Annotated in this window: 20 protein-coding genes; 7 read left to right on the top strand and 13 right to left on the bottom strand. The window is 71.9% G+C overall.

Annotated elements, in window-relative coordinates; genetic code table 11:
* Positions 1–48 precede the first annotated feature (48 nt).
* Positions 49–1359 carry an RNA 5'-3' helicase PhoH2 gene (phoH2, locus tag BN4251_RS05835; protein WP_087484341.1) on the bottom strand — a complete coding sequence of 437 codons (1311 nt, stop codon included), beginning with the start codon at positions 1357–1359 and terminating at the stop codon, positions 49–51.
* A gap of 469 nt (positions 1360–1828) precedes the next feature.
* Positions 1829–2587 (bottom strand): isoprenyl transferase, encoded by a 759-nt coding sequence (locus BN4251_RS05830; RefSeq protein ID WP_087484179.1) that lies wholly within the window; start codon positions 2585–2587, stop codon positions 1829–1831.
* Positions 2588–2802: 215 nt separating this feature from the next.
* On the opposite strand from BN4251_RS05830, the gene trhA reads away from it, so the two are divergent.
* Positions 2803–3666 (top strand): PAQR family membrane homeostasis protein TrhA, encoded by an 864-nt coding sequence (trhA, locus tag BN4251_RS05825; RefSeq protein WP_245810213.1) that lies wholly within the window; start codon positions 2803–2805, stop codon positions 3664–3666.
* 28 nt (positions 3667–3694) lie between these two features.
* On the opposite strand, the gene BN4251_RS05820 is transcribed toward trhA, so the two are convergent.
* Together BN4251_RS05820 and mca are read right to left on the bottom strand one after the other, a co-directional pair.
* Positions 3695–4078, bottom strand: a complete 384-nt coding sequence (locus tag BN4251_RS05820; RefSeq protein ID WP_087484178.1) for a hypothetical protein — start codon at positions 4076–4078, stop codon at positions 3695–3697.
* A complete protein-coding gene (gene mca, locus BN4251_RS05815; protein WP_087484177.1) occupies positions 4075–4986 on the bottom strand; it encodes a mycothiol conjugate amidase Mca in 912 nt (303 codons plus the stop codon). Before mca ends, BN4251_RS05820 begins: the two co-directional genes overlap by 4 nt.
* Before the next feature lie 212 nt (positions 4987–5198).
* On the opposite strand from mca, the gene BN4251_RS05810 reads away from it, so the two are divergent.
* A complete protein-coding gene (locus BN4251_RS05810; protein WP_087484176.1) occupies positions 5199–5591 on the top strand; it encodes a DUF4307 domain-containing protein in 393 nt (130 codons plus the stop codon).
* Positions 5592–5863: 272 nt separating this feature from the next.
* Positions 5864–6355, top strand: coding sequence for a transcription elongation factor GreA (gene greA / locus BN4251_RS05805; protein ID WP_087484175.1), 492 nt, complete (start codon positions 5864–5866; stop codon positions 6353–6355).
* 110 nt (positions 6356–6465) lie between these two features.
* Here the strand turns inward: greA and BN4251_RS05800 are convergent, their stop codons facing one another.
* Complete coding sequence (locus tag BN4251_RS05800) at positions 6466–7902, bottom strand: AI-2E family transporter (RefSeq protein WP_245810212.1); 1437 nt, start codon at positions 7900–7902, stop codon at positions 6466–6468.
* Between the two features lie 197 nt (positions 7903–8099).
* Here BN4251_RS05800 and BN4251_RS05795 point away from each other — a divergent pair, with 197 nt between their 5' ends.
* Entirely contained in the window at positions 8100–8984 is an 885-nt protein-coding gene (locus BN4251_RS05795; protein WP_245810211.1) for an ABC transporter ATP-binding protein, read from the top strand.
* Positions 8969–10681 (top strand): hypothetical protein, encoded by a 1713-nt coding sequence (locus tag BN4251_RS05790; protein WP_087484174.1) that lies wholly within the window; start codon positions 8969–8971, stop codon positions 10679–10681. Before BN4251_RS05795 ends, BN4251_RS05790 begins: the two co-directional genes overlap by 16 nt.
* A 102-nt stretch (positions 10682–10783) precedes the next feature.
* Here BN4251_RS05790 and BN4251_RS05785 read toward each other — a convergent pair whose 3' ends face one another.
* The 7 genes from BN4251_RS05785 to glmS are packed head-to-tail and all read right to left on the bottom strand — an operon-like array spanning position 10784 to position 17663.
* The gene (locus tag BN4251_RS05785) at positions 10784–11275 is read right to left on the bottom strand and encodes a GNAT family N-acetyltransferase (RefSeq protein ID WP_087484173.1); all 492 of its coding nucleotides are present in this window, start codon (positions 11273–11275) and stop codon (positions 10784–10786) included.
* 1 nt (position 11276) lies between these two features.
* Positions 11277–11981, bottom strand: a complete 705-nt coding sequence (gene tsaB / locus BN4251_RS05780; protein WP_087484172.1) for a tRNA (adenosine(37)-N6)-threonylcarbamoyltransferase complex dimerization subunit type 1 TsaB — start codon at positions 11979–11981, stop codon at positions 11277–11279.
* Positions 11981–12568, bottom strand: coding sequence for a tRNA (adenosine(37)-N6)-threonylcarbamoyltransferase complex ATPase subunit type 1 TsaE (gene tsaE / locus BN4251_RS05775; RefSeq protein WP_087484171.1), 588 nt, complete (start codon positions 12566–12568; stop codon positions 11981–11983). Before tsaE ends, tsaB begins: the two co-directional genes overlap by 1 nt.
* Positions 12565–13737 (bottom strand): alanine racemase, encoded by a 1173-nt coding sequence (gene alr / locus BN4251_RS05770; RefSeq protein ID WP_087484170.1) that lies wholly within the window; start codon positions 13735–13737, stop codon positions 12565–12567. Before alr ends, tsaE begins: the two co-directional genes overlap by 4 nt.
* A gap of 13 nt (positions 13738–13750) precedes the next feature.
* Entirely contained in the window at positions 13751–15271 is a 1521-nt protein-coding gene (locus BN4251_RS05765; protein ID WP_087484169.1) for an NAD(P)H-hydrate dehydratase, read from the bottom strand.
* Entirely contained in the window at positions 15268–15753 is a 486-nt protein-coding gene (locus tag BN4251_RS05760; protein WP_087484168.1) for a holo-ACP synthase, read from the bottom strand. The genes BN4251_RS05765 and BN4251_RS05760 overlap by 4 nt, the downstream gene beginning before the upstream one ends.
* Before the next feature lie 41 nt (positions 15754–15794).
* The gene (gene glmS, locus BN4251_RS05755; protein ID WP_087484338.1) at positions 15795–17663 is read right to left on the bottom strand and encodes a glutamine--fructose-6-phosphate transaminase (isomerizing); all 1869 of its coding nucleotides are present in this window, start codon (positions 17661–17663) and stop codon (positions 15795–15797) included.
* 256 nt (positions 17664–17919) lie between these two features.
* Between glmS and coaA the strand changes: the two genes are divergently transcribed.
* A complete protein-coding gene (gene coaA, locus BN4251_RS05750; protein WP_087484167.1) occupies positions 17920–18876 on the top strand; it encodes a type I pantothenate kinase in 957 nt (318 codons plus the stop codon).
* A 20-nt stretch (positions 18877–18896) separates the two neighbouring features.
* Here the strand turns inward: coaA and glmM are convergent, their stop codons facing one another.
* Entirely contained in the window at positions 18897–20243 is a 1347-nt protein-coding gene (gene glmM / locus BN4251_RS05745) for a phosphoglucosamine mutase (RefSeq protein ID WP_087484166.1), read from the bottom strand.
* A 166-nt stretch (positions 20244–20409) separates the two neighbouring features.
* Between glmM and BN4251_RS05740 the strand changes: the two genes are divergently transcribed.
* Positions 20410–23724: a DEAD/DEAH box helicase gene (locus BN4251_RS05740; protein WP_087484165.1), complete on the top strand. Its 3315-nt coding sequence runs from the start codon at positions 20410–20412 to the stop codon at positions 23722–23724.
* Positions 23725–23737: the final 13 nt, after the last annotated feature.

The following is a 23737-nucleotide window of genomic DNA, read 5'->3' as shown; positions in this document are numbered from 1 at the left end:
CCAACTCCGCAGCCGGGCCCCGAGTACCTGCCTCCGCGCCGCTCCGCCTCACGGGATCGGCTCGTCCAGCACGTGGGTGACCAGCTCGGCGACCTTGGACCGCTCGGAGCGCTGCAGGGTGATGTGGGCGAAGAGGTCCTTCTCCTTGAGCGCCTCGACCACGGAGGCGATGCCGTCGTAGCGCCCGATGCGGAGGTTGTCGCGCTGGGCGACGTCATGGGTGAGGACCACGCGCGAGTTCTGCCCGATCCGCGAGAGCATCGTCAGCAGCACATTCCGCTCGAGAGACTGCGCCTCGTCGACGATCACGAAGGCGTCGTGCAGGGAACGGCCCCGGATGTGGGTCAGCGGCAGCACCTCGAGCATGCCGCGGGAGAGCACCTCGTCGATGACGTTCTGCGAGACCATCGAGCCGAGCGTGTCGAACACGGCCTGGCCCCAGGGGCCCATCTTCTCGCTCTGGTCGCCGGGGAGATAGCCGAGCTCCTGCCCGCCCACGGCGAACAGGGGCCGGAACACCATGATCCTGCGCTGGGTGCGGCGCTCGAGCACGGCTTCGAGGCCGGCGCACAGGGCGAGGGCGCTCTTGCCGGTGCCGGCGCGGCCGCCGAGGGACACGATGCCCACGGACTCGTCCTGGAGCAGGTCGATCGCGATCCGCTGCTCGGCGGAGCGGCCGGCGACGCCGAACACCGTCTGGTCGCCCTGGACCAGGGCGACCTGCTTGTCCCGGGTGATGCGGCCGAGGGCCGAGCCGCGCGGGCTGGTGATGGTCAGGCCCGTGTGCACCGGCTGGTGGGCGACCTCGGGGATCTCGACGGTCTGGCCGTCGTAGAGGTCGGTCATGGTCTGCTCGTCCACAGCGGCGGTCACCATGCCGATGTAGCCGCGGTCGCGGGCGAGCTCGGCGCGATACTCCTCGGCGTGGATCCCCGAGGCGGAGGCCTTGATCCGCATCGGCAGGTCCTTCGAGACGAGCACGACGTTCTTGCCCTCGAGCTGGAGGTTCTTGGCGACGGCGAGGATGCGGGTGTCGTTGTCCCCGAGGCGGAAGCCGTCCGGCAGGGAGGCGGGGTTCATGTGGTTGAGCTCGACGTGCACATGGCCGCCGTCCTTGCCGATGGGCAGCGGCACGGAGAGGTTCCCGTGCTGCTCGCGCAGATCGTCGAGCAGGCGCAGGGCCTGGCGGGCGAAGTAGCCGAGGTCCGGGTGGTGGCGCTTGGCCTCGAGCTCGGTGACCACCACGATCGGCAGCACGATGTCGTGCTCGGCGAAGCGGTGCAGGGACAGCGGATCGGAGAGTAGCACCGAAGTGTCCAGCACGTAGGTGATGACCCCGGTCTCGATGTCCGCGAGCATCTGCTGGGCGGCGCCGGGGCGCAGCGAGGGCACCACCGGGGCGCCGTCGGGGTTGGCGTCCCCGATCACCGCCGTCCCCGTGCTGATGCTGAACGATGCCGTGCCGTCGGTGGCGGGCATCGTCTCGCGGGCAGTGGTGGTCTCATCCATGGGAGCCTCCCGAGATCGAGCGGATGCCTGGACCATAGCCCTGCGAACACCCGCCGTCGGGTGCGTCCCGCGGGGTGCGGGTACACGTTCACCCGATCGTCATCGGGAGTTCTGCCGAGCTCCCGACGACACCAGTGTGTCACCGATCACACGAGATGAACGGGAGCGCGTCAGGGCGAGTTCCGCCGGGCAGGCGTCAGGAAGAGTCCCGCCGGGCAGGCGCCAGAGCGCATTCCGCCGGGCAGGCGCCAGAGCGCGTTCCGCTGGGCAGGCGGCGGCGCGAGCCCCAGCACCCAGGAGGCGTCGGCCGACGAGGCGCTCAGACGCCGAAGCGGCGCTCGCGTCGGCAGAAGTCGCGCAGCGCCCGCAGCAGATCGATGCGCCGGAACCCTGGCCAGTAGGTCTCGCAGAACCAGTACTCGGAGTGCACCGACTGCCACAGCAGGAAGCCCGAGAGACGCTGCTCACCGGAGGTGCGGATGATCAGGTCCGGATCGGGCTGCCCGCGAGTGTAGAGGTGCTCGGCGATCGATTCGACGCTGATCGACGCAGCGATCTGCTCGCCGTCCATTCCTGCCGCGGCCTGCTCGCGCACGAGCTCGCGGACCGCATCGACGATCTCCTCGCGGCCGCCGTAGCCGATGGCCACGTTCACGGTCAGGCGGGCATCCGGGGAGGCCTGCTCCTGGGCACGGCCGATGCCGGCGCGCACCTCCTCGGGGAGCGCCTCGGCGTTGCCCGTCAGGCGCACGCAGTGGCCGGCCTCGATGATCTGCTCGATGGTGTCGGTGATGATCTCGTAGAGGGCCACGAGCTCCTCGGGCGGCCGACGGAAGTTGTCGGTGGAGAGCATCCACACGGTGACCAGGGGGATCTCGAGGTCCTTGCACCAGGAGAGGAACTCGAGGATCTTCGCGGCGCCCGCACGGTGGCCGTGGGCGGTGGTCTCCCCCGCCTCCTTGGCCCAGCGGCGGTTCCCGTCGACGATCACCCCGAGATGCTGCGGAAGCGAGAAGGCCTCGAGCTCCTTGGTGAGCCGGCGCTCGTAGACGCGGTAGAGAAGACCGTCGTCGTCCATCGCAGCCTCCGTTCCGTCCTCGCGGTGAGCGCGCAGGGGTGGTTCCGCTCCCCCGCCGCACGCGCTGTGTGGTGATCCGCGGCCGATGCGCCATCGGCCCGCTGTCCCATTATCGATCACGCCGCCGCAGGGTCCCGACGTTCTCGGCAGATCGACACCGTATGCGCACAGGGAGCACACGGCTAACTTACGGCCCCGTAGGTTACCGTGAACCCATGAACACCGGACTTCGCCGAGAGCGCGGCGTGCGCTCCCCCGAGACACCCGAGCAGGCCACCGATCCCGCAGTGCTCGAGGACCCCGCGCCCCGCGAGATCGCCGAGGCGGTCGCGGAGAGCGGCGGCACCGAGCTGCCCGGCGATGAGGATCTGCCCACCGCGGAGACCTTCCCCTTCGCACCCCGCACCCTGACCCGGGCGATGGCGAGGCGCGCCACCCAGCTCGGCCTCCAGCTGCCCAAGCCCCGCCTGCGCGGATTCCTGCACCTGATCGCCTTCCCCACCTCGCTGGTGATCGGCCTGCTGCTGGTGGCCCTCGGCGAGACCCTGGCGATCCGCCTCGCGTGCGCGGTGTTCGTGCTGACCGCCGGGATGCTGTTCGGCATCAGCGCCGTCTACCACCGCGGCACCTGGTCCCCGCAGCGGGCGATCATGCTGCGCCGCTTCGACCACGCGAACATCTTCCTGATCATCGCGGGCACATACACGCCGCTGGCGGTGGCGCTGCTGGAGCCGCGCCCCGCGATCACCCTGCTCGCGATCGCGTGGGGCGGGGCACTGATCGGGGTGCTGTTCCGCCTGTTCTGGACCACCGCGCCGCGGTGGATCTACGTGCCGGCCTATATCGCCCTGGGCTGGGTGGCGATCTTCTACATGCCGCAGCTGCAGGCGGGCGGGGGCTGGGCCGTGGTCTGGCTCCTGGTCATCGGCGGTCTGGCCTACACGGCGGGCGCGGTGATGTACGCGCTGAAGCGCCCGAACCCGTCACCGGCCTGGTTCGGCTTCCATGAGATCTTCCATGCGGGCACTCTGATCGGCTTCGGCTGCCACTTCGCGGCGGTGGCGGTCGCCGTCAGCTGAGCGAGACCCGCCGGGCGCCGGCGCCCGCTCAGCGGCGCTGTTCGCCCTCGGGGCCCTCGTCCTGCGCAGAGCCATCCCGCGCAGAGCCTTGAGCGGCCGGGTCATCCAGCTCGTCGGCCGCGCTGTCCGGCTCCGCACCGTCGGCGCCCTGCTCCGCAGACTCCGTCCCAGCACGCTCCTCCGCCTCCGCGGCGGCGCGCTCCTCGGCCTCCATGCGCTGCTCGACCCGGGCCTGGGCCTGGATGCGGCGGGTGTGGCGGGTCATGCTGACCGCCAGCAGCACCACGAGCACCGCGAGCACGAAGGCGGCGAAGAAGCCCGGCAGGCCCGGGGAGACGGTGACGGAGTTGAGCTCCTGACCGTCGGAGGGGCTCGGTGCGGCCAGCAGCAGGCCGGTGGCGAGGGTGTTCACGGGCGGGCCTCCACGGTCTCGTGACGGAGTCCCGCGAACAGGTCGGTCTCGGGGAGCTTGACCCCGATGCGGGAGATGTGGAGCTCGTAGTCCTCGGTGCCCCAGGCCGCGACCTCCGCCTCGTGCGAGATGCGGAAGAACGGCCCCTCCGGATCCACCTGGGTGGCGTGGGCCCGCAGCGCGTCATCGCGCACCCCGAGGAACTCGCGCACATCGATGCGGGTGGTCAGCAGGCGGTCGTGGCTCTCGTCGTAGTGCTGGAGCATCTGGTCGAGCATCTCGTTGGGCGTGCCCTCGGAGCGCAGGTGACGGCTCACCGCGGAGAAGCGCTGACGGTGGAAGCCGTTGATGTAGTAGAGCTTCGCGACGGCCCAGGGCTCGCCGAGCTCGGGCGCGTACTCGGGATCCGCGGCGAGGTCGAAGGCGGCCACGCTGATGCGGTTGACCTGGATGTGGTCCGGGTGCGGGTAGCCGCCGTTCTCGTCGTACGTGGTCATCACGTGGGGGCGCAGTCGCCGCACCGCCTCGACCAGCGGGCGCACCGCCTCCTCGACGGGGGTGGCGGCGAAGCTGCCGGCCGGCAGCGGGGGCAGCGGATCACCCTCGGGAAGGCCGGAGTCGACGAAGCCGAGCCATTCGTGGCCCACGCCGAGGATCTCCTGGGCGTGCGCCATCTCCTGGCGGCGGATCTCGGGGAGGGTCTCGCGCGTGATCGACGGGTCATCGCGCAGGCGCGGGTTCAGCACGTCGCCGCGCTCACCACCGGTGCAGGTGATGACCGTGACCTCGACGCCCTCACGTGCGTAGCGCGCCGTGGAGCCGGCGCCCTTGGACGACTCGTCGTCCGGGTGCGCGTGGACGGCCACCATCCGCAGGGCTTCATCAGGGGCGGGCAGCTGGACGGTCACGGGACTCCTCGGAGACGGCAGGACAGGGACGGGACCCACAGGGGCGAGGCACCGCCGCACGTGGCGGGCCCGGCGGCCTCCGGAGAGGGGCTCACCAGCGTCTGATGCTACGCCACCCCTCCTGGACGGCACCGGGCCGACGTGACCGGGACCTCCCAGCGCAGCACCCGTCTCACGGGTAGGTCTCGGGCTGGTTCTGGGAGACTGTGCCCATGAACGAGCTCAGGGATCGACAGGCGGAGCGCTACGGTGCTCCTCTCGTGAGCCGCCGCACGGCGCGCCTGCTCACCGCACTGGCGGCCGCGGTGTTCTTGACGGTCGTGCTCATGGTCGCCCTCCCGAGCTCCGACAGCTCGGTGCACTCCGAGGTCTACTCCTACGACCATCTCGACGACGACGTGATCGCCGTCGAGTACGTGGTGACCATGGAGCCGGGCACCGAGGCGAGCTGCCGGATCCAGGCTCTGAACAAGGGCCGCGCCCAAGTGGGTTTCGTGGAGACCACGATCCCCGCCCAGCAGGAGAAGCGGACCGCGCACCGGGTGGAGATCGCCACCCAGGGCGAGGCGGTCTCCGCAGAGATCATCAGCTGCTCCGCTCGGTGACACCGCCGGCCCGCTGACGGCGACGGGCCGGTCGCGGGCGAGGGCATGGGCATGGGCGTGGGAGCGGCGCCTATCAGCGATTACTCGGAGCGCGAAATCGGGACCGAGTTCCACGGGAAAGCGGACTTCCGTGTGTAAAGTGTCCCGGAACCGGCAGAACGCCGATTCATCATCACCCGCACACGGGGCGCATGAGGACATGTGCCCCGTGGTTCGCGTATAGGGGCACCTGTCCCCGATGCGCACTACCGAGGACGACAGGAGTGAACCCCATGAGCAGCCAGCCTGATGGCGCCTGGCTCACCCAGGACGCGTACGACCGCCTGGTCAAGGAGCTCGCTGAGCTCGAGGGCCCGGGGCGCGCCGAGATCACCGAGCGCATCGCCGCGGCTCGTGACGAGGGGGACCTCAAGGAGAACGGCGGTTATCACGCCGCCCGTGAGGAGCAGGGAAAGATGGAGGCCCGCATCGCGGATCTCCAGCGCCTGCTGAAGAACGCCGTGGTGGGCGAGGCCCCGAAGGACGACGGCGTCGTCGAACCCGGGATGGTCGTGGTCATCTCGATGGCCGGCAAGGAGCGCACCTTCCTGCTGGGCAACCGCGAGATCGCCGACGGCGATGAGGACCTCGAGGTGTACTCCTCGGAGTCCCCGCTGGGCAGCTCGATCCAGGGCTCCGCGGTGGGTGACACCGTCGACTACACCGCCCCGAACGGCAAGTCCTTCCCGATCGAGATCCTGAAGGCCACGCCCTACAAGGCGTGAGCGATCAGCGGCGCCCCAGCAGGCGTCGCCGAGACCACGACGAGGCCCCCGTGCCCGGCTCCTGCCGGGACGGGGGCCTCGTCGTGCTGCGTCGAATGGGGGCCGACGGGTCAGGCGTCGCTCTCGCGGCTCCCGCCCGAGGCATCACCCTCACCTGTGCCGGGTCCCTCTGCGCGGGGCGCGCCGGACTGCGGGGGCACCGCAGGCTGCGGGGCCGACGCGGACGGCGCCTGCGCGCCGGCCTGCTCGGAGGTTGCGGCGGGCGCCGAGGAGGGCACGGTGGCCCCGGCGGCGGGTGCCGCTGCTGCGGGTCGACGGCTCGCGCGGCGCAGGGAGGGCACCGCGGGCAGGCCGCCGAGCACCGAGGCACCGGGCCCGGCCGTCGCCGTGCTCGGGGTGCGGCGAACCAGCGAGGCGAAGTGGTCCCGGCTGGCGCGGTCCTGGCCGAGATCCGGGCTGGGATCCCTGCCCACCACGTACAGCAGCGTGGCGTTGAGGAAGGCGAGCAGCGGGATCGCGAACAGCGCACCGGGGATCCCGGCGACCATCGCGCCGGCGGCCACGCCGAGGAACACTGCCAGCGGGTGCAGCTCGACGGCCTTGCCCATCAGGAACGGCTGGAGCACGTTGCCCTCGATCTGCTGCACGGCCAGCACGATCGCGAGCATGATCACCGCACCGATCCAGTTGTTCAGCACCAGCACCAGCAGCACCGCGATGGCACCGGAGACGATCGCACCGACCAGCGGGATGAAGGAGAACAGGAACACGAGCAGCCAGATCGGCACCGCATAGGAGCCGAGCCCCAGCGCCACCATGCCGATCGCGATGCCGAAGGCGTCCACGGCGGCCACCAGGATCTGGGTGCGCATGTACGCCGACAGCGCCTTCCAGCCGCGTCGGAACGCCTCATGGGTGGGCACGCGTGCCGCGGGCGGCAGCAGACCCACCACCCAGCGCCAGATCCCCGCCCCGCCCGAAAGCAGGAAGAACAGGGTGAACAGGCAGATCACGATGCCGGTGCCGACGTTGCCGAGCACTGCCGCGGTGCCCAGCGCGCCGCTGACCAGCTGTCCGGAGTACTGCTGGAGCTGCTCGAGACCTTCGTCGATCGCCGCGTTGATCATCGTGTCGTCGATCTGGAAGGTGCTGGTCGCCCAGTCCATGAGGGACTGGAAGCCGGCGATGGCCTTGTCCTGGATGTCGGCGAACTGCGCGAACAGCTGCCGGCCCGCGAGGGTGAACATCCCGGAGATCACCAGCAGCAGCCCCAGCAGGGCGATGCCGCTGGCCGCTCCGCGCCCCAGGAAGGTGTAGCGCGTCAGGACCTTCACGATCGGGGTGAGCAGCGAGGCGAGCAGGATCGCGATGAGCACCGGGATCACCAGTGTCGTGATCTGGAGCAGTCCCCAGATGATCAGCGACGACGCGGCGACGATCACGATCATGCGCCAGGACCAGGCGGCCGCGCGACGCACGCCGAGCGGGATCTCCTCCACCTCCGGCGCGAGGCTCGTGGCCCGCGGGGCGGGGCGCAGCTTCGACATGGGACTCCTTCCGAGAGCCACGGCGGCTCACGGGCATCCTAATCGCGGGGCACCGCTCGCCCGCATCCCGGCCGGGCCTCCCGCAGCCTCACGGACCCTCGGAGGGCTCGGCGTCCCGGCAGGTTCCGACGAAGGTCTGCCCCCGCATCTCCGAGCGAAGGGCCTGTGAGCGGGTGCTCGGGCACTACCGTGAACCCATGCACAGCGACCTCCCGTCCTCCTCTCCCGAGCTCGCCGCTCCCGACGTCTCCCCCGCAGTGCCCGATGCCGCTCCCCGTCCCGTCGAGGGCGTCGCCGCCCCGGTCACCGCCGATGCCCCGGTCCCCGAGCGCACGGCGCTGTCGATCCGCGGTCTGCGCAAGTCCTTCGACAAGACCGAGGTGGTCCACGGTATCTCGCTGGACGTGCCCCAGGGCTCGTTCTACGGGATCGTGGGCCCCAACGGCGCGGGCAAGACGACCACGCTGTCGATGGCCACCGGGCTGCTGCGCCCCGACGGCGGCACCGCGCACGTGCTGGGCCATGACATGTGGACCGCCCCGCAGCAGGCCAAGGCGCGCCTCGGCGTCCTCGCCGACGGTCTGCGCACCTTCGACCGGCTCACCGGCCGTGAGCTGCTCACCTATGTGGGGCTGGTGCGCGGGATGGAGGCCGACGTCGTCGAGGAGCGCATGGAGTCGTTGCTGTCCGCCCTGGACCTCGCGGACGAGGACGGCAAGCTGGTGGTCGACTACTCCGCCGGCATGACCAAGAAGATCCTGCTCGCGAGCGCTCTGCTGCACGCCCCGCGCCTGTTGGTGCTGGATGAGCCGCTCGAGGCCGTCGACCCGATCTCCGCGCAGGTGATCCGCAGGATCCTCACGGCCTATGTCGAGGGCGGCGGCACCGTGGTGCTCTCGAGCCATGTGATGGAGCTGGTGGAGGGGCTGTGCAGCCACGTCGCGATCATCGCCGGCGGAGAGCTGATGGCCGACGGCACCCTCGATCAGGTGCGCCAGGGCGGCAGCCTGGTGCAGACCTTCATCGATCTGGTGGGCGGCGGCGACGTCGCGGAGGGGAGCCTGTCGTGGCTGGAGTCCTGAGCACGGAGCAGGCGGCGACCGCCTCCGCGACCGGCGTGCACCACGGCGAGATCTCGCAGAAGGACCTGATCCGCCTGCAGCTGAAGCTCAAGTGGACGCTGTGGAAGCGCTCGTACCGCAAGAACGTCGGCAAGATCATCGGCACCTCCTTCGGGACGCTGTATGCGCTGGGCGGCCTGGTGGGACTGGTCTTCCTGTTCCTGGGCACGACGCTGTGGGCGGGCGAGGGCTCGACCTTCCCGCTCGTGATCCGCGGCTCCGGCGCGCTGACCGTGCTGCTGTGGTTCCTGATCCCGGTGCTCGCCTTCGGGGTGGATGACACCTTGGACCCGCGCGCCTTCGCCCTCTTCCCCCGCTCCGCGAAGCAGCTCCAGCCGGGGCTGTTCAGTGCCGCGGCGCTGAGCCTGCCGAGCCTGCTCACGCTGCTCGCGGTCCTCGCCGCGACCGGCTTCGAGCTGCTGTGGCTGATCCTGTTCGGCCAGGGCGCCGCATGGATCGTGCTCGGCGCGCTCGCACTGATCCCGGCGAACCTCGCCGGCTTCGCGCTGTGCCTGCTGCTGCCGCGCGCCTGGTTCGCGCACTCCGCGAGCCGCACCTCCTCGCGCAGCGGCCGCGAGGCGGGCGGGATCCTCGGATTCCTGCTGATGTTCGTGGCCATCTACGGCTTCTCGCTGTCCATGCAGCGCGTCGACGAGATGGACGTCGACCAGCTCGCGCGCTGGCTGCCCACGGTGGCCGAGACCCTCTCCTGGACCCCGCTGGGTGCGCTGTTCGCAGTGCCGATGGATCTCGCCGAGGGCCGGGTGCTGAGCGCTCTGCTGCGCGCCCTGATCGGTGCGGCGACGATCGTGGTGGTGTGGCTGTGGTGGCGGCGCTCGATCGACCTGTCCCTCACCTCGGCGCTCAGCGGCGACGCCTCCTCCGGCGATACGAAGGTCTCCCCGCTCGTGCCCCGCTTCGTGCCGAACACTGCGTTCGGCGCGGTGATGGGCAAGTCGCTGCGGTACTGGCGACGCGACACCCGCTACCTCGCGGCGCTGGGCCTGTACCCGGTGATGATCGTGTTCTTCGTGGCGATGGGGTTCACCCTGCCCGAGTCGCGCCCCGGGATGATCGCGATGACGATCCTCATGTGCGGCATGTCCGGGATGAGCCTGTCCAACGAGATCGGCTTCGACGGGCCGGCCGGGTGGGTCAACATCGTCACCGGCCTCCCCGCCCGCGCGAACCTGCTGGGCCGCATCGCCGCGATGGCCGTGCTGATGGTGCCGGGCGTGCTGGTGGTGACGATCGCGATCCCGCTGCTGTACGGCATGCCCGAGCTGGTGCCGATGACGGTGATGGGTGCGCTCGGCACGATGATCTGCGGCTGGGGCATCTCGACGGTGGTGGGCACGCTGCTCCCCTACCCGAGCTCCCCTCCGGGCACCAACCCGATGAAGGACAAGTCAGCCTCGAGCTCGAACGCGATGATCGCGATGACGGTGGCGATGATCGCGGTGTTCGTGCCGCTGCTGCCCGCGATCGGTGTGGGCATCTGGGGCGCCGTGACCGGGAGCATGGTGCTGACGATCCTCGCCGGCGTGCTGGCGCTGGTCGCCGGCATCGTGGTCTTCCTGGTGGGGCTGCGCATCTCGGTGGTGCGGCTCGAGGCCCGCTACCCGGACATTTTCCAGAAGGTCCGCGACCACGTCTGAACGGACGCCCGGTGCTCGGAGGGCCGACGCCCGGCGCTACGAAGCCCGGCGCGCCGAGAGCCGGTGCCCGGCTCCGGGCCTCGGCCGGCGATGACGCCACGTCTAGGTCAGCGGGCGCTCCATGACGAGCGCGTCGATGTGCCGGCCGCGGATCCGGTAGTAGCCGCGGCGGCGGTCGATCTCCCGGTATCCCGCGGCGGTGTAGAACGCGCGGGCCCGGGCGTTGTCCTCCCGCACCTCGAGCAGCATCCGCTCGGCGCCGCCGGCGCGGGCCTGCTCCTCGCACCAGCTCAGCAGTGCTCTGCCGATCCCGGCGCTCTCGCGGCGGGTGCCGATGGTGTGCAGGTCCGCGACGTCCCCGGCGAGCATGATCCCGGCGTACCCCAGCAGCGCCCCGTCGGCCTGCGGGCCCTCGGCGGCGACCACGTAGCGGCGGGAGGGGTGCTCGATCTCAGCGGCGAGCTGGAAGACGTTCCAGGACTCGTCCGGGAACAGCTCGAGCTCGGCGAAGGCGATCTCCTCGACGTCCTCGAGCGTGGCCGGGCGCAGCGCCCAGCCCGCGCCCTGCGCCGAGGCGGCGGCGTCCGCGCTCACCTCAGCGCCCCAGGGCGCTCTTGCGCGCGGTGGGCTTCGCGGCGTCGGGCTCGCGCAGGTACATCGGCTCGGTGCTGCCGAGGTCCTCGCCACGGGCGGTCAGCGCCGCAGCGGCCAGCAGCAGGTGCCCGGCGTCCACGTGCACCATCTCTGCGGTGGCGGGCAGCAGCTCAGGGTAGATGCCGGTGCCGGAGCCGACCAGGAGGTCGCAGGCGGTGAGCTGCGCTGCCACCTCCGCGGGGGCATCGACCGCGGGCTCGGAGATCCGGGTGACCTCGCCGTCGGCCTCCCGGCGGTAGCGAGCGTGGTAGACCTCGCGGCGGCGCGCATCGAGGGCCACACCCACCGTGACCGGGCCCTCGCCTGCGGGGCCGTGGGCGGCGAGCGCCTGGTGGGCGAGCGCGTCCAGCGAGCTCAGGCCGTGCAGGGGCACGCCCAGCACCGCGGCGATGGAGCGGGCGGAGACCAGGCCCACGCGCAGCCCGGTGAAGGGGCCGGGGCCTCGGCCCACGACCACGCCGGTGAGCTCGGAGCGCTCGGCTCCCGCGGCCCGCATCGCCTCGTCGATCAGGGCGAGCAGCACCTCGTCGTGGTGCCGCGAGCGCTCATCGGAGCGGACCTGCAGGATCTCGGGGGCGGGCCCGGTCAGCTCTCCGCGGGCGACGGCGACGCTCACCGCGCCGGAGGTGTCGATTCCCAGCAGCATCAGCGGTTCTCCTCGTCGGGCTCGGTGCCCGGTGCGCTCGTGGTGGTGTCCCCCGGGCCGACGAGACCGTCGGGGCCGGTCACTGCGTCCAGCGCCGCCTCGAGGCACAGGATCGCCGCCTCGTCCCAGCGGGGGCCGCTCGGGGTCAGGCGCAGGGTGCGCGGCTCGTCAGGATCGTCGGGGTCCTCCACCTGGTCGGGGCGCTCGAGCTCGATCAGCAGGTGGGAGTCCATCAGATGCTCCACCCTGTCCCGACCCCATTCGACGACGGTGACGGCGCGGTCGAGATCGGCCTCGAGGTCGAGGTCGTCGATCTCCCCGCCGCCGCCGAGGCGGTAGGCGTCCACGTGCACGAGATCGGGGCCGCCTGCGAGGCTGGGATGGACCCGTTCGATGACGAAGGTGGGCGAGGCGATCGGGCCGCGCACCTCGAGCCCGGCGCCGAGGCCCTGGGTGAAGGTGGTCTTGCCGGCGCCGAGCGGCCCGTCCAGCACGAGCACGTCCCCGGCGCGGAGCGCCGCCGCGAGGGCGCGGGCCACGGTGCGGGTGCCCTCGGCCTGCCGCGTGCGCACGATCAGGGCGCTCATGAGCGGACCTCTCGGGAGACGCGGCCGGAGACGGAGGTGAGGACCTCGTAGGGGATGGTCCCGGCGGCGCGCGCCCAGTCGTCGGCCGTCGAGGCGGAGGGGTCGCTCGGGGCGCCGCCCGCATCGCCGAACAGGAACACCTCGTCCCCGGCGCGGGCCTCGGTGTCCGGGCCCAGGTCGATGACGATCTGGTCCATGCTGATGCGACCCACCTGCGGTGCGCGGCGGTCCCCGGACTCGGTGCGCACGATGACCTGGCACTGGTCGCTGCCGGTGCGGTGCAGCCCGTCGGCGTATCCGATGGGCACCAGGCCCAGGCAGGTGCGGCGGTCCGTGGAGCGGATGCGGCCGTAGCCGATGCTGTGTCCCTCGGGGACCTCCTTGATCAGCGCCAGGCGGCTGGTGAGGGTCATCGCCGGTCGCAGCGGCACGTCGGTGGGCACCGGCGGGCAGCCGTACAGCGCGATCCCGGGGCGCACGATGTCGCGGTGCAGGTCCGGGCGGGTGAGGGTCGCGGCGGAGTTCGCGATGTGCTGCAGGGGGATCGGGCCCACCTCCTCCGCGAGCGCGGCGCAGGCGGAGTCGAACAGCTCCACCTGCTGGTCGGTGGAGGGATCCTCGGGATCGTCCGCGGAGGTGAGGTGGGTCCAGGCGGCGGTGACCTGGATGAACTCGTCCTCCCGCATCGCCGCGCCGATCTCGCGGATCTGCCAGGGCAGCACCCCGTTGCGGCCCATGCCGGTGTCGATCTTCAGATGCACGCGGGCGCGGCGGTCCGCCTTCCGGGCGGCCTCGGAGACCAGGGCCAGCATCTCCGGGGAGCCGACGGCGACGTCCACGCCGTAGCCGAGCACCTCGGGCAGCACCGTCCTGGCGGTGTGCGGCTCGTACAGCCAGGTGAGGATCTGCGCGTCGAGATCCGCGCGGGCCAGGGCGAGGGCGCTCGCGGGGTGGGCGACGCCGAGCCAGGTGGCGCCGCCCTCGATCGCGGCGCGCGCCGCGGTGAGCATGCCGTGGCCGTAGCCGTCGGCCTTCACCACCGCCATCAAGGCGGTCTGCTCCTCGAGCAGGGTGGCCAGAGCACGGGTGTTCTCCGTGATCGCCGACGGGTCGATCACGGCCCGGTTGGGCACGTGCCGAGGGTCCTCGGCGGGGATCGGGATGGTCATCGGTCTCCTTGGATCACGTCTGTGCGCCCGCCAGGATAGTGCCGATCGCTGCGGGCAGGTGAGCGGCCACGTCGAGGGCCACGAGGGGGTGGAGGCCGTCGTGCGCGGCGAGACGGCCCGCCCGTCCGTGCAGCACGGCGGCGAGCGCGGCGGCATCGGGCCCGGTCAGGCCCGCCGCGAGGAGGGTGCCGAGCACGCCGGCGAGCACATCCCCGGTGCCGGCGGTGGCCAGCTGCGGTGTCGCATCGTCCTGGGCGCGCAGCGGCCCGCCGTCCCCGGGAGCGATGAGGGTCACCGCGCCCTTGAGCAGGACGGTCGCGCCGGTCGCCTCGGCGAGGGCGGGGGCGAGCGCTGGCCCCGGCAGGTCCGGGTCGAGGTCCAGGCGGCGGGCGAGGCGCTCGGCCTCGCCGCGGTGCGGGGTGAGCACCACATCCGGGCTGAAGCGGTCGGAGCCGGTGAGGGCATCCAGCGCCCCGGCATCGAGCACGCCGCGGCCGGCGCCGTCCGTGCCGCGGCGGAGCAGATCGATCCCCGCACCGATCCGGGGATCGTCACCCGGCAGGCCCGGGCCGATGACCAGGGCGTCGGTGCGCCCGATCGCGGAGAGGTCGAGGTCTCCTCCCCCGTCGGCATTCTCGCCTGTCCGGTGGCCCACGATCTCGGGGCGCTCGCGCAGCACGAGGTCCAGCACCGCGGCGGGGGCGATGACGCGCACCATCCCGGCCCCGGCGCGGGCGGCGCCGGAGGCGGTGAGCACCGCGGCGCCCGGGAAGCGCTCGCTGCCCGCGGCGAGCGCGACCACGCCGCGGGTGTACTTGCTGTCCGAGCGCCGTGCACGGGGCAGCAGGGCGCGGACGTCCTCGTCCTCCAGCCGCTCCACGGCGGCGACGGCGGGCAGGTGCGGGCCGAGCCCCAGATCGACCAGATGGACCCGGCCGGCCAGCTCCGTGCCGCCGGGCAGCAGCAGTCCGGCCTTGACCGCGCCGAAGGTGAGCGTCTCCTCGGCCGCCAGCGCGTCGGCGTCGGCCTCACCGGTGGTCGCGTCCACGAAGCTCGGCAGATCCACGGCGATCACGGGCACCGCGCGTCGTCGCACGGCGCGCAGCAGCTCCCGGATCTCGGGCGCGGCCTCGGAGCGGCCGCCGATGCCGAGGATCGCATCGAGCACCAGGTCGGTGGCCTCGAGCAGCTGCTCGAGCCGGTCCGAGGGGAGCTCGGCCAGATGATGGAGGGTGCCGCCCGCGTCCCGGAGCGCGGCCGACCCCTCCTCATCGAGGCGCTCCGCGGTCGCGAGGGCATCGGCCATGATCCCCTCGCGGCGCAGCATCGCCGCGGCGTGCAGCCCGTCACCACCGTTCGAGCCGGCGCCGGCCAGGACCAGCAACCGCTGCGGGGCGCTGCCGGGTGCGGCGCCGCACCGGGCGCCGACGTGGCCGGCGAGCGCGCGGGCGGCGCGCAGCATGAGCGGCTCCCCTGCGGCCAGCAGGGGTGCCTCTGCCTCGCGCACCGCCGGGACGGTGTGGCCGAGGATCATCGCGGCGCTCCCCCGTCGGCCGTGCGCTGAGCCGTGACGGCCTGCGGGCCGCGCTCGGCGATCACGATCGCGGTGGCGATCTCCCCGTCGTGGGAGAGGGACAGGTGCAGGTGCGCCACGCCGTGCGCCTCCGCGGCACGCAGCGTCGCGCCGCGCAGCCGCAGGTAGGGCCGGCGCACCTCGGTGCGCTCCACGGTGACGTCCTGCCAGGAGAAGTCACCCGGTGCGCCGAGGGCCTTGCCCACGGCCTCCTTCGCGGCCACGCGGGCGGCGCGGGAGGCGGCGGAGAGCCCCCGCTCGGCCGGGGTCAGCAGCCGGTCGAGCAGGGCGGGGGTGCGCTCGAACATCGCGCTCAGGCGCCCGATCTCCACCACGTCGATACCGACGCCGACCACCGTGCCGTCGCCCCGGGGCGCGAACGCCCGGCCCCCGAAGTCGTCGTCGGGGCCGGGCGTCGGCGTCGCGGTCGGGAAAGTGCTCACTCCCGAAGTATCACACCCCGGCCTGGACCGGGGTGCGGCGGTCACTCCACGGTGACGGACTTGGCCAGGTTGCGGGGCTGATCCACGTCCAGGCCCTTCGCGGTCGCGAGCTCGCAGGAGAAGATCTGCAGCGGGATCACCGTCAGCAGCGCCGCGAACAGGGTGCGGGTGGCGGGCACGCGGATCACCTCGTCCGCGTAGGGCAGCACCGCGTCATCGCCCTCCTCGGCGATCACCAGGGTGCGGGCGCCGCGGGCGCGCACCTCCTGGATGTTGGAGACCACCTTGGAGTGCAGGGAGTGGCGACCGTTCGGGGAGGGGACGATCACGAACACCGGCTGCCCCTCCTCGACCAGGGCGATCGGTCCGTGCTTGAGCTCGCCGGCGGCGAAGCCCTCGGCATGGATGTAGGCGATCTCCTTGAGCTTGAGCGCGCCCTCCATCGCGGTCGGGTAGCCGACGTGGCGGCCCAGGAAGAGCACCGAGGTGGCGTCCTTCATGTCCTGGGCGAGCTTCTCGACCTGCGCGGAGGAGTCGAGCACCTGCTGGATCTGGTCCGGGATCTGGTCGAGGTCCGCCATCAGCGCGGCGATCTCGTCGGCGTAGAGGTTGCCGCGGGTCTGGGCCAGGAACAGGCCCAGGAGGTAGCAGGCCGCGATCTGGCCCAGGTACGCCTTGGTGGAGGCGACGGCGATCTCGGGGCCCACGTGCAGGTACAGCGCCGCATCGGACTCGCGCGGGATGGTGGAGCCGCGGGTGTTGCAGATCGCGATGACCTTGGCGCCCTGCTCGCGGGCGTGGCGCACCGCCATCAGGGTGTCCATGGTCTCGCCGGACTGGGAGATCGCCACGACCAGGGTCTTCTCGGTGACCACGGGGTCGCGGTAGCGGAACTCGTGGGCGAGCTCCACCTCGGTGGGGATGCGGCACCAGTGCTCGATCGCGTACTTCGCGACCGCGCCCGCGTTCGCGGCGGTGCCGCAGGCGATCACCACGATCTTGTCCACGCTGCGCAGCACGGAGGGGTCGATGTCCATCTCGTCCAGGGTGAGCGCGCCGTCCTCGAGGCGGCCGCGCAGGGTGTCCGCGACGGCGCTGGCCTGCTCGTGGATCTCCTTGGCCATGAAGGAGTCGTAGCCGCCCTTCTGCGCGGCGGCGGCGTCCCACTCGATCGTGTAGCGCTTGGCGTCGGTGACCTCGTGGCCGTCGAAGTCGATGATCGCGACAGAGTCCGCGGTGACGGTGACGACCTGATCCTGACCGATCTCGAGGGCCTCCTTGGTGGAGTCCACGAAGGCGGCGACGTCGGAGCCGAGGAAGTTCTCCCCCTCGCCCAGGCCCACCACGAGCGGGGAGTTGCGGCGGGCGGCGACCACGGTGTCCGGGGCGCCCTGGTGCACGGCGAGCAGGGTGAAGGCGCCCTCGAGGGAGGCGGCGGCGCGGCGCATCGCCTCGGTGAGATCCCCGGCGTGCTCCATCTCGCGGGCCACCAGGTGCGCGGCGGCCTCCGAGTCGGTCTCGGAGAGGAAGGTGAAGCCGTCCTGCTCGAGCTCGGCGCGGAGGTTCGCGAAGTTCTCGATGATGCCGTTGTGCACCACGGCCAGCTCACCCTCGCGACCGCCCTGGTGGGGGTGGGCGTTGGTGTCGGTGGGGCCGCCGTGGGTGGCCCAGCGGGTGTGCGCGATCGAGACCCGGCCGGTGGTCTCGGAAGCGCCCTCGAGGGCGGTACGGAGGTTGGCGAGCTTGCCGGCGCGCTTGGTGACGCGCACGCCGCCGTCATCGATCACGGCGACGCCCGCGGAGTCATAGCCGCGGTACTCGAGGCGGGCGAGGCCCTGGAGGGCGACGTCCACGGGACGGGAGGAGGGGGCCTGGGCACGGGGGCCTGCATATCCGACGATTCCACACATGCCGATCACGCTAATCAGCCAGCGCCCGGATCCGTGGTCTCGCGCCGAATCGGTGCGAGTCCTTCCTCACCTCCGCAGGGGTCGGTGCATGGGCGTGGCCGTTCCTGCGCGCGAGCAGTCACGTTCGCGCACAGCGGTCGTCAGGGCGCCCGCGGCAGGCGGTGAGGCACGGGGGCCGACGGGATAGGCGGCCGACGGGTGCCATCTCACAGCGAAGTGGTCGGGCTGGGCCCGCGGTGCTGGAAGAATCGACCTCATGAAGGCCGGTTCACCGTCGAGCACCGTCACCCCGTACGAGGAGATCTCGCGGGAGGACTGGGCGCGCCTCTCCCAGCAGACCCCCCTCCCGCTCTCCGAGGAGGACGTCACCCGCCTGCGCGGTCTGGGCGACCGGCTCGACCTGCAGGAGGTCGACGCCGTCTATCGGCCGATCTCCCGCCTGCTGAACATCCAGGTCGGTGCCGCGCAGTCGCTGCGGCGGGCCCGCGAGGACTTCCTGGACCAGCACCAGCAGCGCACCCCGTACGTGATCGGCGTGGCCGGCTCGGTGGCGGTCGGCAAGTCCACCACCGCGCGCCTGCTGCGCGAGCTGATGGCGCGCTGGCCCGACACCCCGCAGGTCCAGCTGGTGACCACCGACGGTTTCCTCTACCCCAACGCGGAGCTCGAGGCGCGCGGCATCATGCAGCGCAAGGGCTTCCCCGAGAGCTACGACCGGCGCCGCCTGCTGCGCTTCGTCGCGGACGTCAAGGCCGGTCACGAGCGCGTCGAGGCGCCGGTGTACTCGCACCTCACCTACGACATCCTCGAGGACGAGAAGGTGGTCGTCGAGCGCCCCGACGTGCTGATCGTGGAGGGCCTGAACGTGCTCCAGCCCGCCCGTCCCCGCCGCGACGGGCGCCTGGGCATGGCCGTCTCGGACTTCTTCGACTTCTCCGTGTACGTCGATGCGCGGATGGAGGACGTCCAGCGCTGGTACGTCGAGCGGTTCCTGAAGCTGCGCCGCACCGCCTTCTCCGATCCCCGCTCCTACTTCCGCCGCTACGCCGATCTCACGGACGAGGAGGCCGTGCAGACGGCACTCGGCATCTGGCGCACCATCAACGGCCCGAACCTCACCGAGAACGTGGTCCCCACGCGCGGCCGCGCCGACCTGGTGCTGCGCAAGGACGGGAAGCACCGCGTCCACTCGGTGCTGCTGCGGAAGGTCTGAGCGGCCGCGCGGCCCGTCGGTTAGAGCCCGACGCGCTCGCGGACGATCACCGCGAGGCGCTCGGCGATCTCGCTGGCCTGCTCATCGGACGGCGCCTCGACCATCACGCGGACGACCGGCTCGGTGCCGGAGGGCCGCAGCAGCACACGGCCGGTCTCGCCGAGCTCCTGCTCCGCGGCCTCGATCGCGTCGGCGACCCCGCGGTCGATCGTGGCCTTGGCCTTGTCGACGTCCTTGACGTTGATCAGCGCCTGCGGGAGGCGGGTCATGACGCCCTTGAGGTCGCGGGCGGTGCGGCCCGTCTCGGCCATGCGCTGCATGAGGTGGAGGGCGGTGAGCTCGCCGTCACCGGTGGTGGCGTGCTCGGCGATGATCACGTGCCCGGACTGCTCGCCGCCGATGGAGTAGCCGCCGAGGTTCATCTCCTCGAGCACGTAGCGGTCCCCCACCGCGGTCTGTCCCAGCACGATGCCGTGCTCGCGCATCGCGAGCTTGAGGCCGAGGTTGCTCATCACGGTGACGACCAGGGTGTCGTCGTGGAGCTTGCCGCGCTCCTTGAGATCCAGCGCGAGGATCGCCATGATCTGGTCGCCGTCGATGATCTCGCCCTCGGCGTCGACCGCGAGGCAGCGGTCCGCGTCGCCGTCGAAGGCCACGCCGATGTCCGCGCCGTGCTCGCGCACCGCGGCCTGCAGCGGCTCGAGGTGGGTGGAGCCCACGCCGTCGTTGATCAGCCCGCCGTCGCTGCCATCGCCGATGACGTGCACCGTCGCCCCGGCACGGCGCAGCGCCTCGGGCCCGCTGACGCTCGCGGCGCCGTTGGCGCAGTCGGCGACCACGGTCAGCCCCTCGAGCGAGCGGTCCAGGGTGGCCACGAGGTGCTCGACGTACGCCTCGACCGCGCCGTCGTAGCGGCGGATGATGCCCACGTCGGTGCCCTGGGGGCGGTCCCACTCCTCACCGAGGCGGGCCTCGATCGCGTCCTCGACCTCGTCGGGCAGCTTGGTGCCGCCGCGGGCGAAGAACTTGATCCCGTTGTCGGGTGCGGGGTTGTGGGAGGCGGAGATCATCACGCCCAGATCGGCACCGGTGGACTGCACGAGGTAGGCGAGGCCCGGGGTGGGCAGCACCTCGGCGTCGAGCACATCGACCCCGGCCGCGGCGAGGCCGGCGCACACGGCGGCGGAGAGGAAGTCTCCCGAGGGGCGGGTGTCCCGGGCGACGATCGCCCGGGGGCGGGTGCCGCCGAAGGCGCCCAGCGTGCCGAGCACGTGGGCCGCACCCACGGACAGCTCGACCGCGAGCTCCGCGGTGATGTCGCCGTTCGCGCGTCCGCGCACTCCGTCGGTGCCGAAGAGTCGTGCCACAGGGTTCTCCTCACAGGGATCGGGTTCTGAGGGCCGACGGGAGCTGCCTCGCGGCAGCACCACGGGCGGCGTCCGAGCCGGCTTCCGCTGTGAGACTACCCGCTGCGGACCTGCTCTCCTCGCATCGCTCTCGTCACGAGTCGGCCTCGGACGTTACTTTGTAGGGATGCCCGATCCCGTCCTGCTCCCCCGTCTGCTGCCCTCGGCGATCAGCCATCACGTCGGCGATCGCACCGCGAGCCGCGGACTCGGCGCCGCCCGCGCGGGCCGCGTCGGTGAGGTCGCCTGGGATTCCGTCTCCTCGGTGGTCTCCGCGGAGGTGCGGGACGAGGAAGGGGACGCCCACCGGGCCGAGGTGGAGCTGACGGAGTACGAGGAGGACTCGGTCTCCCGCCGCTTCCACACCCCAGGGCCCGGCGGACTGTGGCGTCCGCGACTCTCGGGGTGCGACTGCAGCGTCGGCGAGTCGTGCGTGCACGTCGCCGCGCTGCTGTACCGGGTCAACGACCTCGGCACCCAGGCGGTGCAGGAGAGCCCGCCCGCCGAATGGCGCAGCGTGCTGCGCCCCCTGCTGCGCTCGACTCCCACCACCTACGTCGGCACCGCCGCGCTGCCGCGCCCGCTCGCGCTGCGCTTCGATCTCGAGGCCGCGCTCTCCGGCACCGGCGCCTCGCGCCACCACCGCACCGCCGCGACCCCCGAGCACGTCGAGGCCGGCGCGGAGCTGTGGCTGGGAATGCGGCCGCTGACCAGGGGCCGCAAGGGTGCCTGGATCAAGGGCGACCTGTCCTGGCGCACCTTCGAGTTCCGCCTCGCAGGGCGCGAGTACGACCCCACCCACGGGGAGGCGCTCACACGGATCTTCGCGGCGGCGTCCGTCGAACGCTCCTACTCCAGCGGCGCGATCGACCATCTGTGGCTGAACTCGATCACCTCGCCGCTGCTGTGGCAGTCCCTCGAGCACGCGCGCGCCGCAGGCATCGAGTTCCTCCCCGGCAGCGGACTGGCCTCGATCGACCTGCTCTCCGACGCGGAGACGGGCCTGGACCTGCAGGTCGAGGAGCCCTCGACGCAGCTGCACCTGCGGCCTCGCCTGTCCATCGCCGGCCAGCCCACCTCCCGCGGACGGCTGCTCGGCGCCTCGGGCGTGCTGGACGTCGAGCCGGCAGGCGATGACCTGCTCGCCGCCCGCATCGCACCGCTGGATGCGGCGGTGCCGCGCGCGCTGCGGAGCCTGCTGCAGCGCCGCGAGCCGCTGATGATCCCCGCCGAGGACCGTGAGTCCTTCCTCGAGGTCGCCTACCCGCAGCTGCGCTCTTTGACGGCCGTCACCAGCCTCGACGGCAGCGTCGACCTGCCCGCCGCACGCCGACCCGCCCTGCATCTCAGTGCCTCCTACGCCTCCGGGGACCGGCTCTCGCTGCGCTGGTCCTGGCACTACTTCGACCCGGATCGCCGCCTGCCGATGGACCAGCGGCAGGGCGCCCATCGCGACCTCGCCCACGAGGATCAGGTGATCGGCGAGGCGATGTCACTGTGGCCCCTGTCCCCCACCGATGCGCCGGAGCTGCTCAGCGGCACCGACACCGCGCACTTCACCGAGCACACCCTGGATGCGCTCGCGGCACTGGATCATGTCGAGGTCGAGGTGACCGGCACCCGCCATGCCTACCGGGAGCTGGACGGCGATCCTCGGGTACGGGTCACCCAGCAGGCCTCGCCGGGGAAGAACGACTGGTTCGACCTCGGCTTCGAGATCACGATCGAGGGCCGGCAGATCCCGTTCCCGAGCCTGTTCGTGGCGCTCGCGCAGGGCCGCAGCAAGCTCCTGCTGCAGGACCGCACCTACTTCTCGCTCGACCACCCCGCCTTTGACGCGCTGCGCGAGCTGATCCGGGAGGGCGAGGCGCTCGCGGAGTGGGAGCCCGAGCAGCAGCAGATCTCCCGCTTCCAGGTGGACATGTGGGACGACCTCCAGGAGATCGCCGAGGAGACCGTCGCCTCCGAGGAGTGGCATCGCACCGCGCTCTCGCTGCGCTCCCTCGAGGCAGCACCCACGCCCCCGCTGCCACGCTCGCTCCAGGCGGAGCTGCGCCCCTACCAGCTCGAGGGGTACTCCTGGCTGTCCTTCCTGTACCGTCACCAGCTCGGCGGAGTGCTCGCCGACGACATGGGCCTGGGCAAGACGGTCCAGACCCTCGCCCTGATCGCCCACGCCCGCGAGCACTCCCCGACGGCCCCGCCGTTCCTGGTGGTCGCTCCCGCCTCGGTGCTGCCGGTGTGGCGGCGCGAGGCCGAGCGCTTCACCCCCGGGCTCGAGGTGCGGGTGCTCGATCGCACCGCCGCGTCCCGCGGTCGGGATCTGCCCGCCGAGATGCTCGGTGCCGACGTGGTGGTGACCAGCTATTCGGTGCTGCGCATCGATGAGCAGGAGTTCGCCGCCACCACCTTCCAGGGCCTGGTGCTGGACGAGGCGCAGTTCGTAAAGAACCGCCGCTCTCGCACCCACCGGGCGGCCAAGGGGGTGCGTGCGAAGTTCCGCCTCGCCATCACGGGCACCCCGATGGAGAACTCGCTGGATGACCTGTGGGCGATCTTCGATCTGGTCGCGCCCGGGCTGCTGGGCACCGCGCTCGGTTTCCGGAAACGCTTCACCCTGCCGATCGAGACCGGCGATCATCCCGGCCGGATGGAGCTGCTGCGTCGACGGGTGCGGCCGTTCATGCTGCGCCGCACCAAGGAGCTGGTCGCCGCCGAACTGCCGGAGAAGCATGAGGAGGTGCTCACGGTGACGCTCTCGCCCGAGCACCGCGCGGTCTACGACTCGGTGCTGCAGCGCGAGCGCAAGAAGGTGCTGGGCCTGATCGACACCGATCTGGACCGCTCCCGGTTCATCGTGTTCCGCTCCCTGACGCTGCTGCGGATGCTCGCGCTGGACCCCGCGCTGGTGGACGCCGAGGAGTACGCCGACGTGCCCAGCTCGAAGCTCGAGGCGCTGTTCGACCGGCTCGAGGAGGTGATCGGGGACGGGCACCGGGTGCTGCTGTTCAGCCAGTTCACCTCGTACTTGGACCGAGTTGCGGCAGAGCTGCAGCGGCGCGGGGTGCGCTACTCGCATCTCGACGGCTCCACCCGGGACCGGGATGCGGCCGTGACCGGTTTCCGCGAGGGCGATGCGCCGGTGTTCCTGATCTCGCTGAAGGCGGGCGGGTTCGGCCTCACCCTCACCGAGGCGGACTATGTGTTCCTGCTGGATCCGTGGTGGAACCCGGCCGCGGAGAACCAGGCCGTGGACCGCGCCCACCGCATCGGCCAGGAGCGCCAGGTGATGGTGTACCGGATGATCGCCGAGGACACGATCGAGGAGAAGGTGCTCGCGCTCCAGCAGCGCAAGGCCGAGCTGTTCGACGCGCTCACCGACGGCGGCGAGGCCTTCCGCTCGGCGGTCACGGCGGAGGACCTGCGCGAGCTGCTCGGCTGAGCCGCCCACGCAC

This window comes from Brachybacterium massiliense (assembly GCF_900184245.1).
GTDB lineage: Bacteria > Actinomycetota > Actinomycetes > Actinomycetales > Dermabacteraceae > Brachybacterium > Brachybacterium massiliense.
Note: the sequence above shows the minus strand (reverse complement) of the source record. Positions and strands in the feature narration are given on the sequence as shown.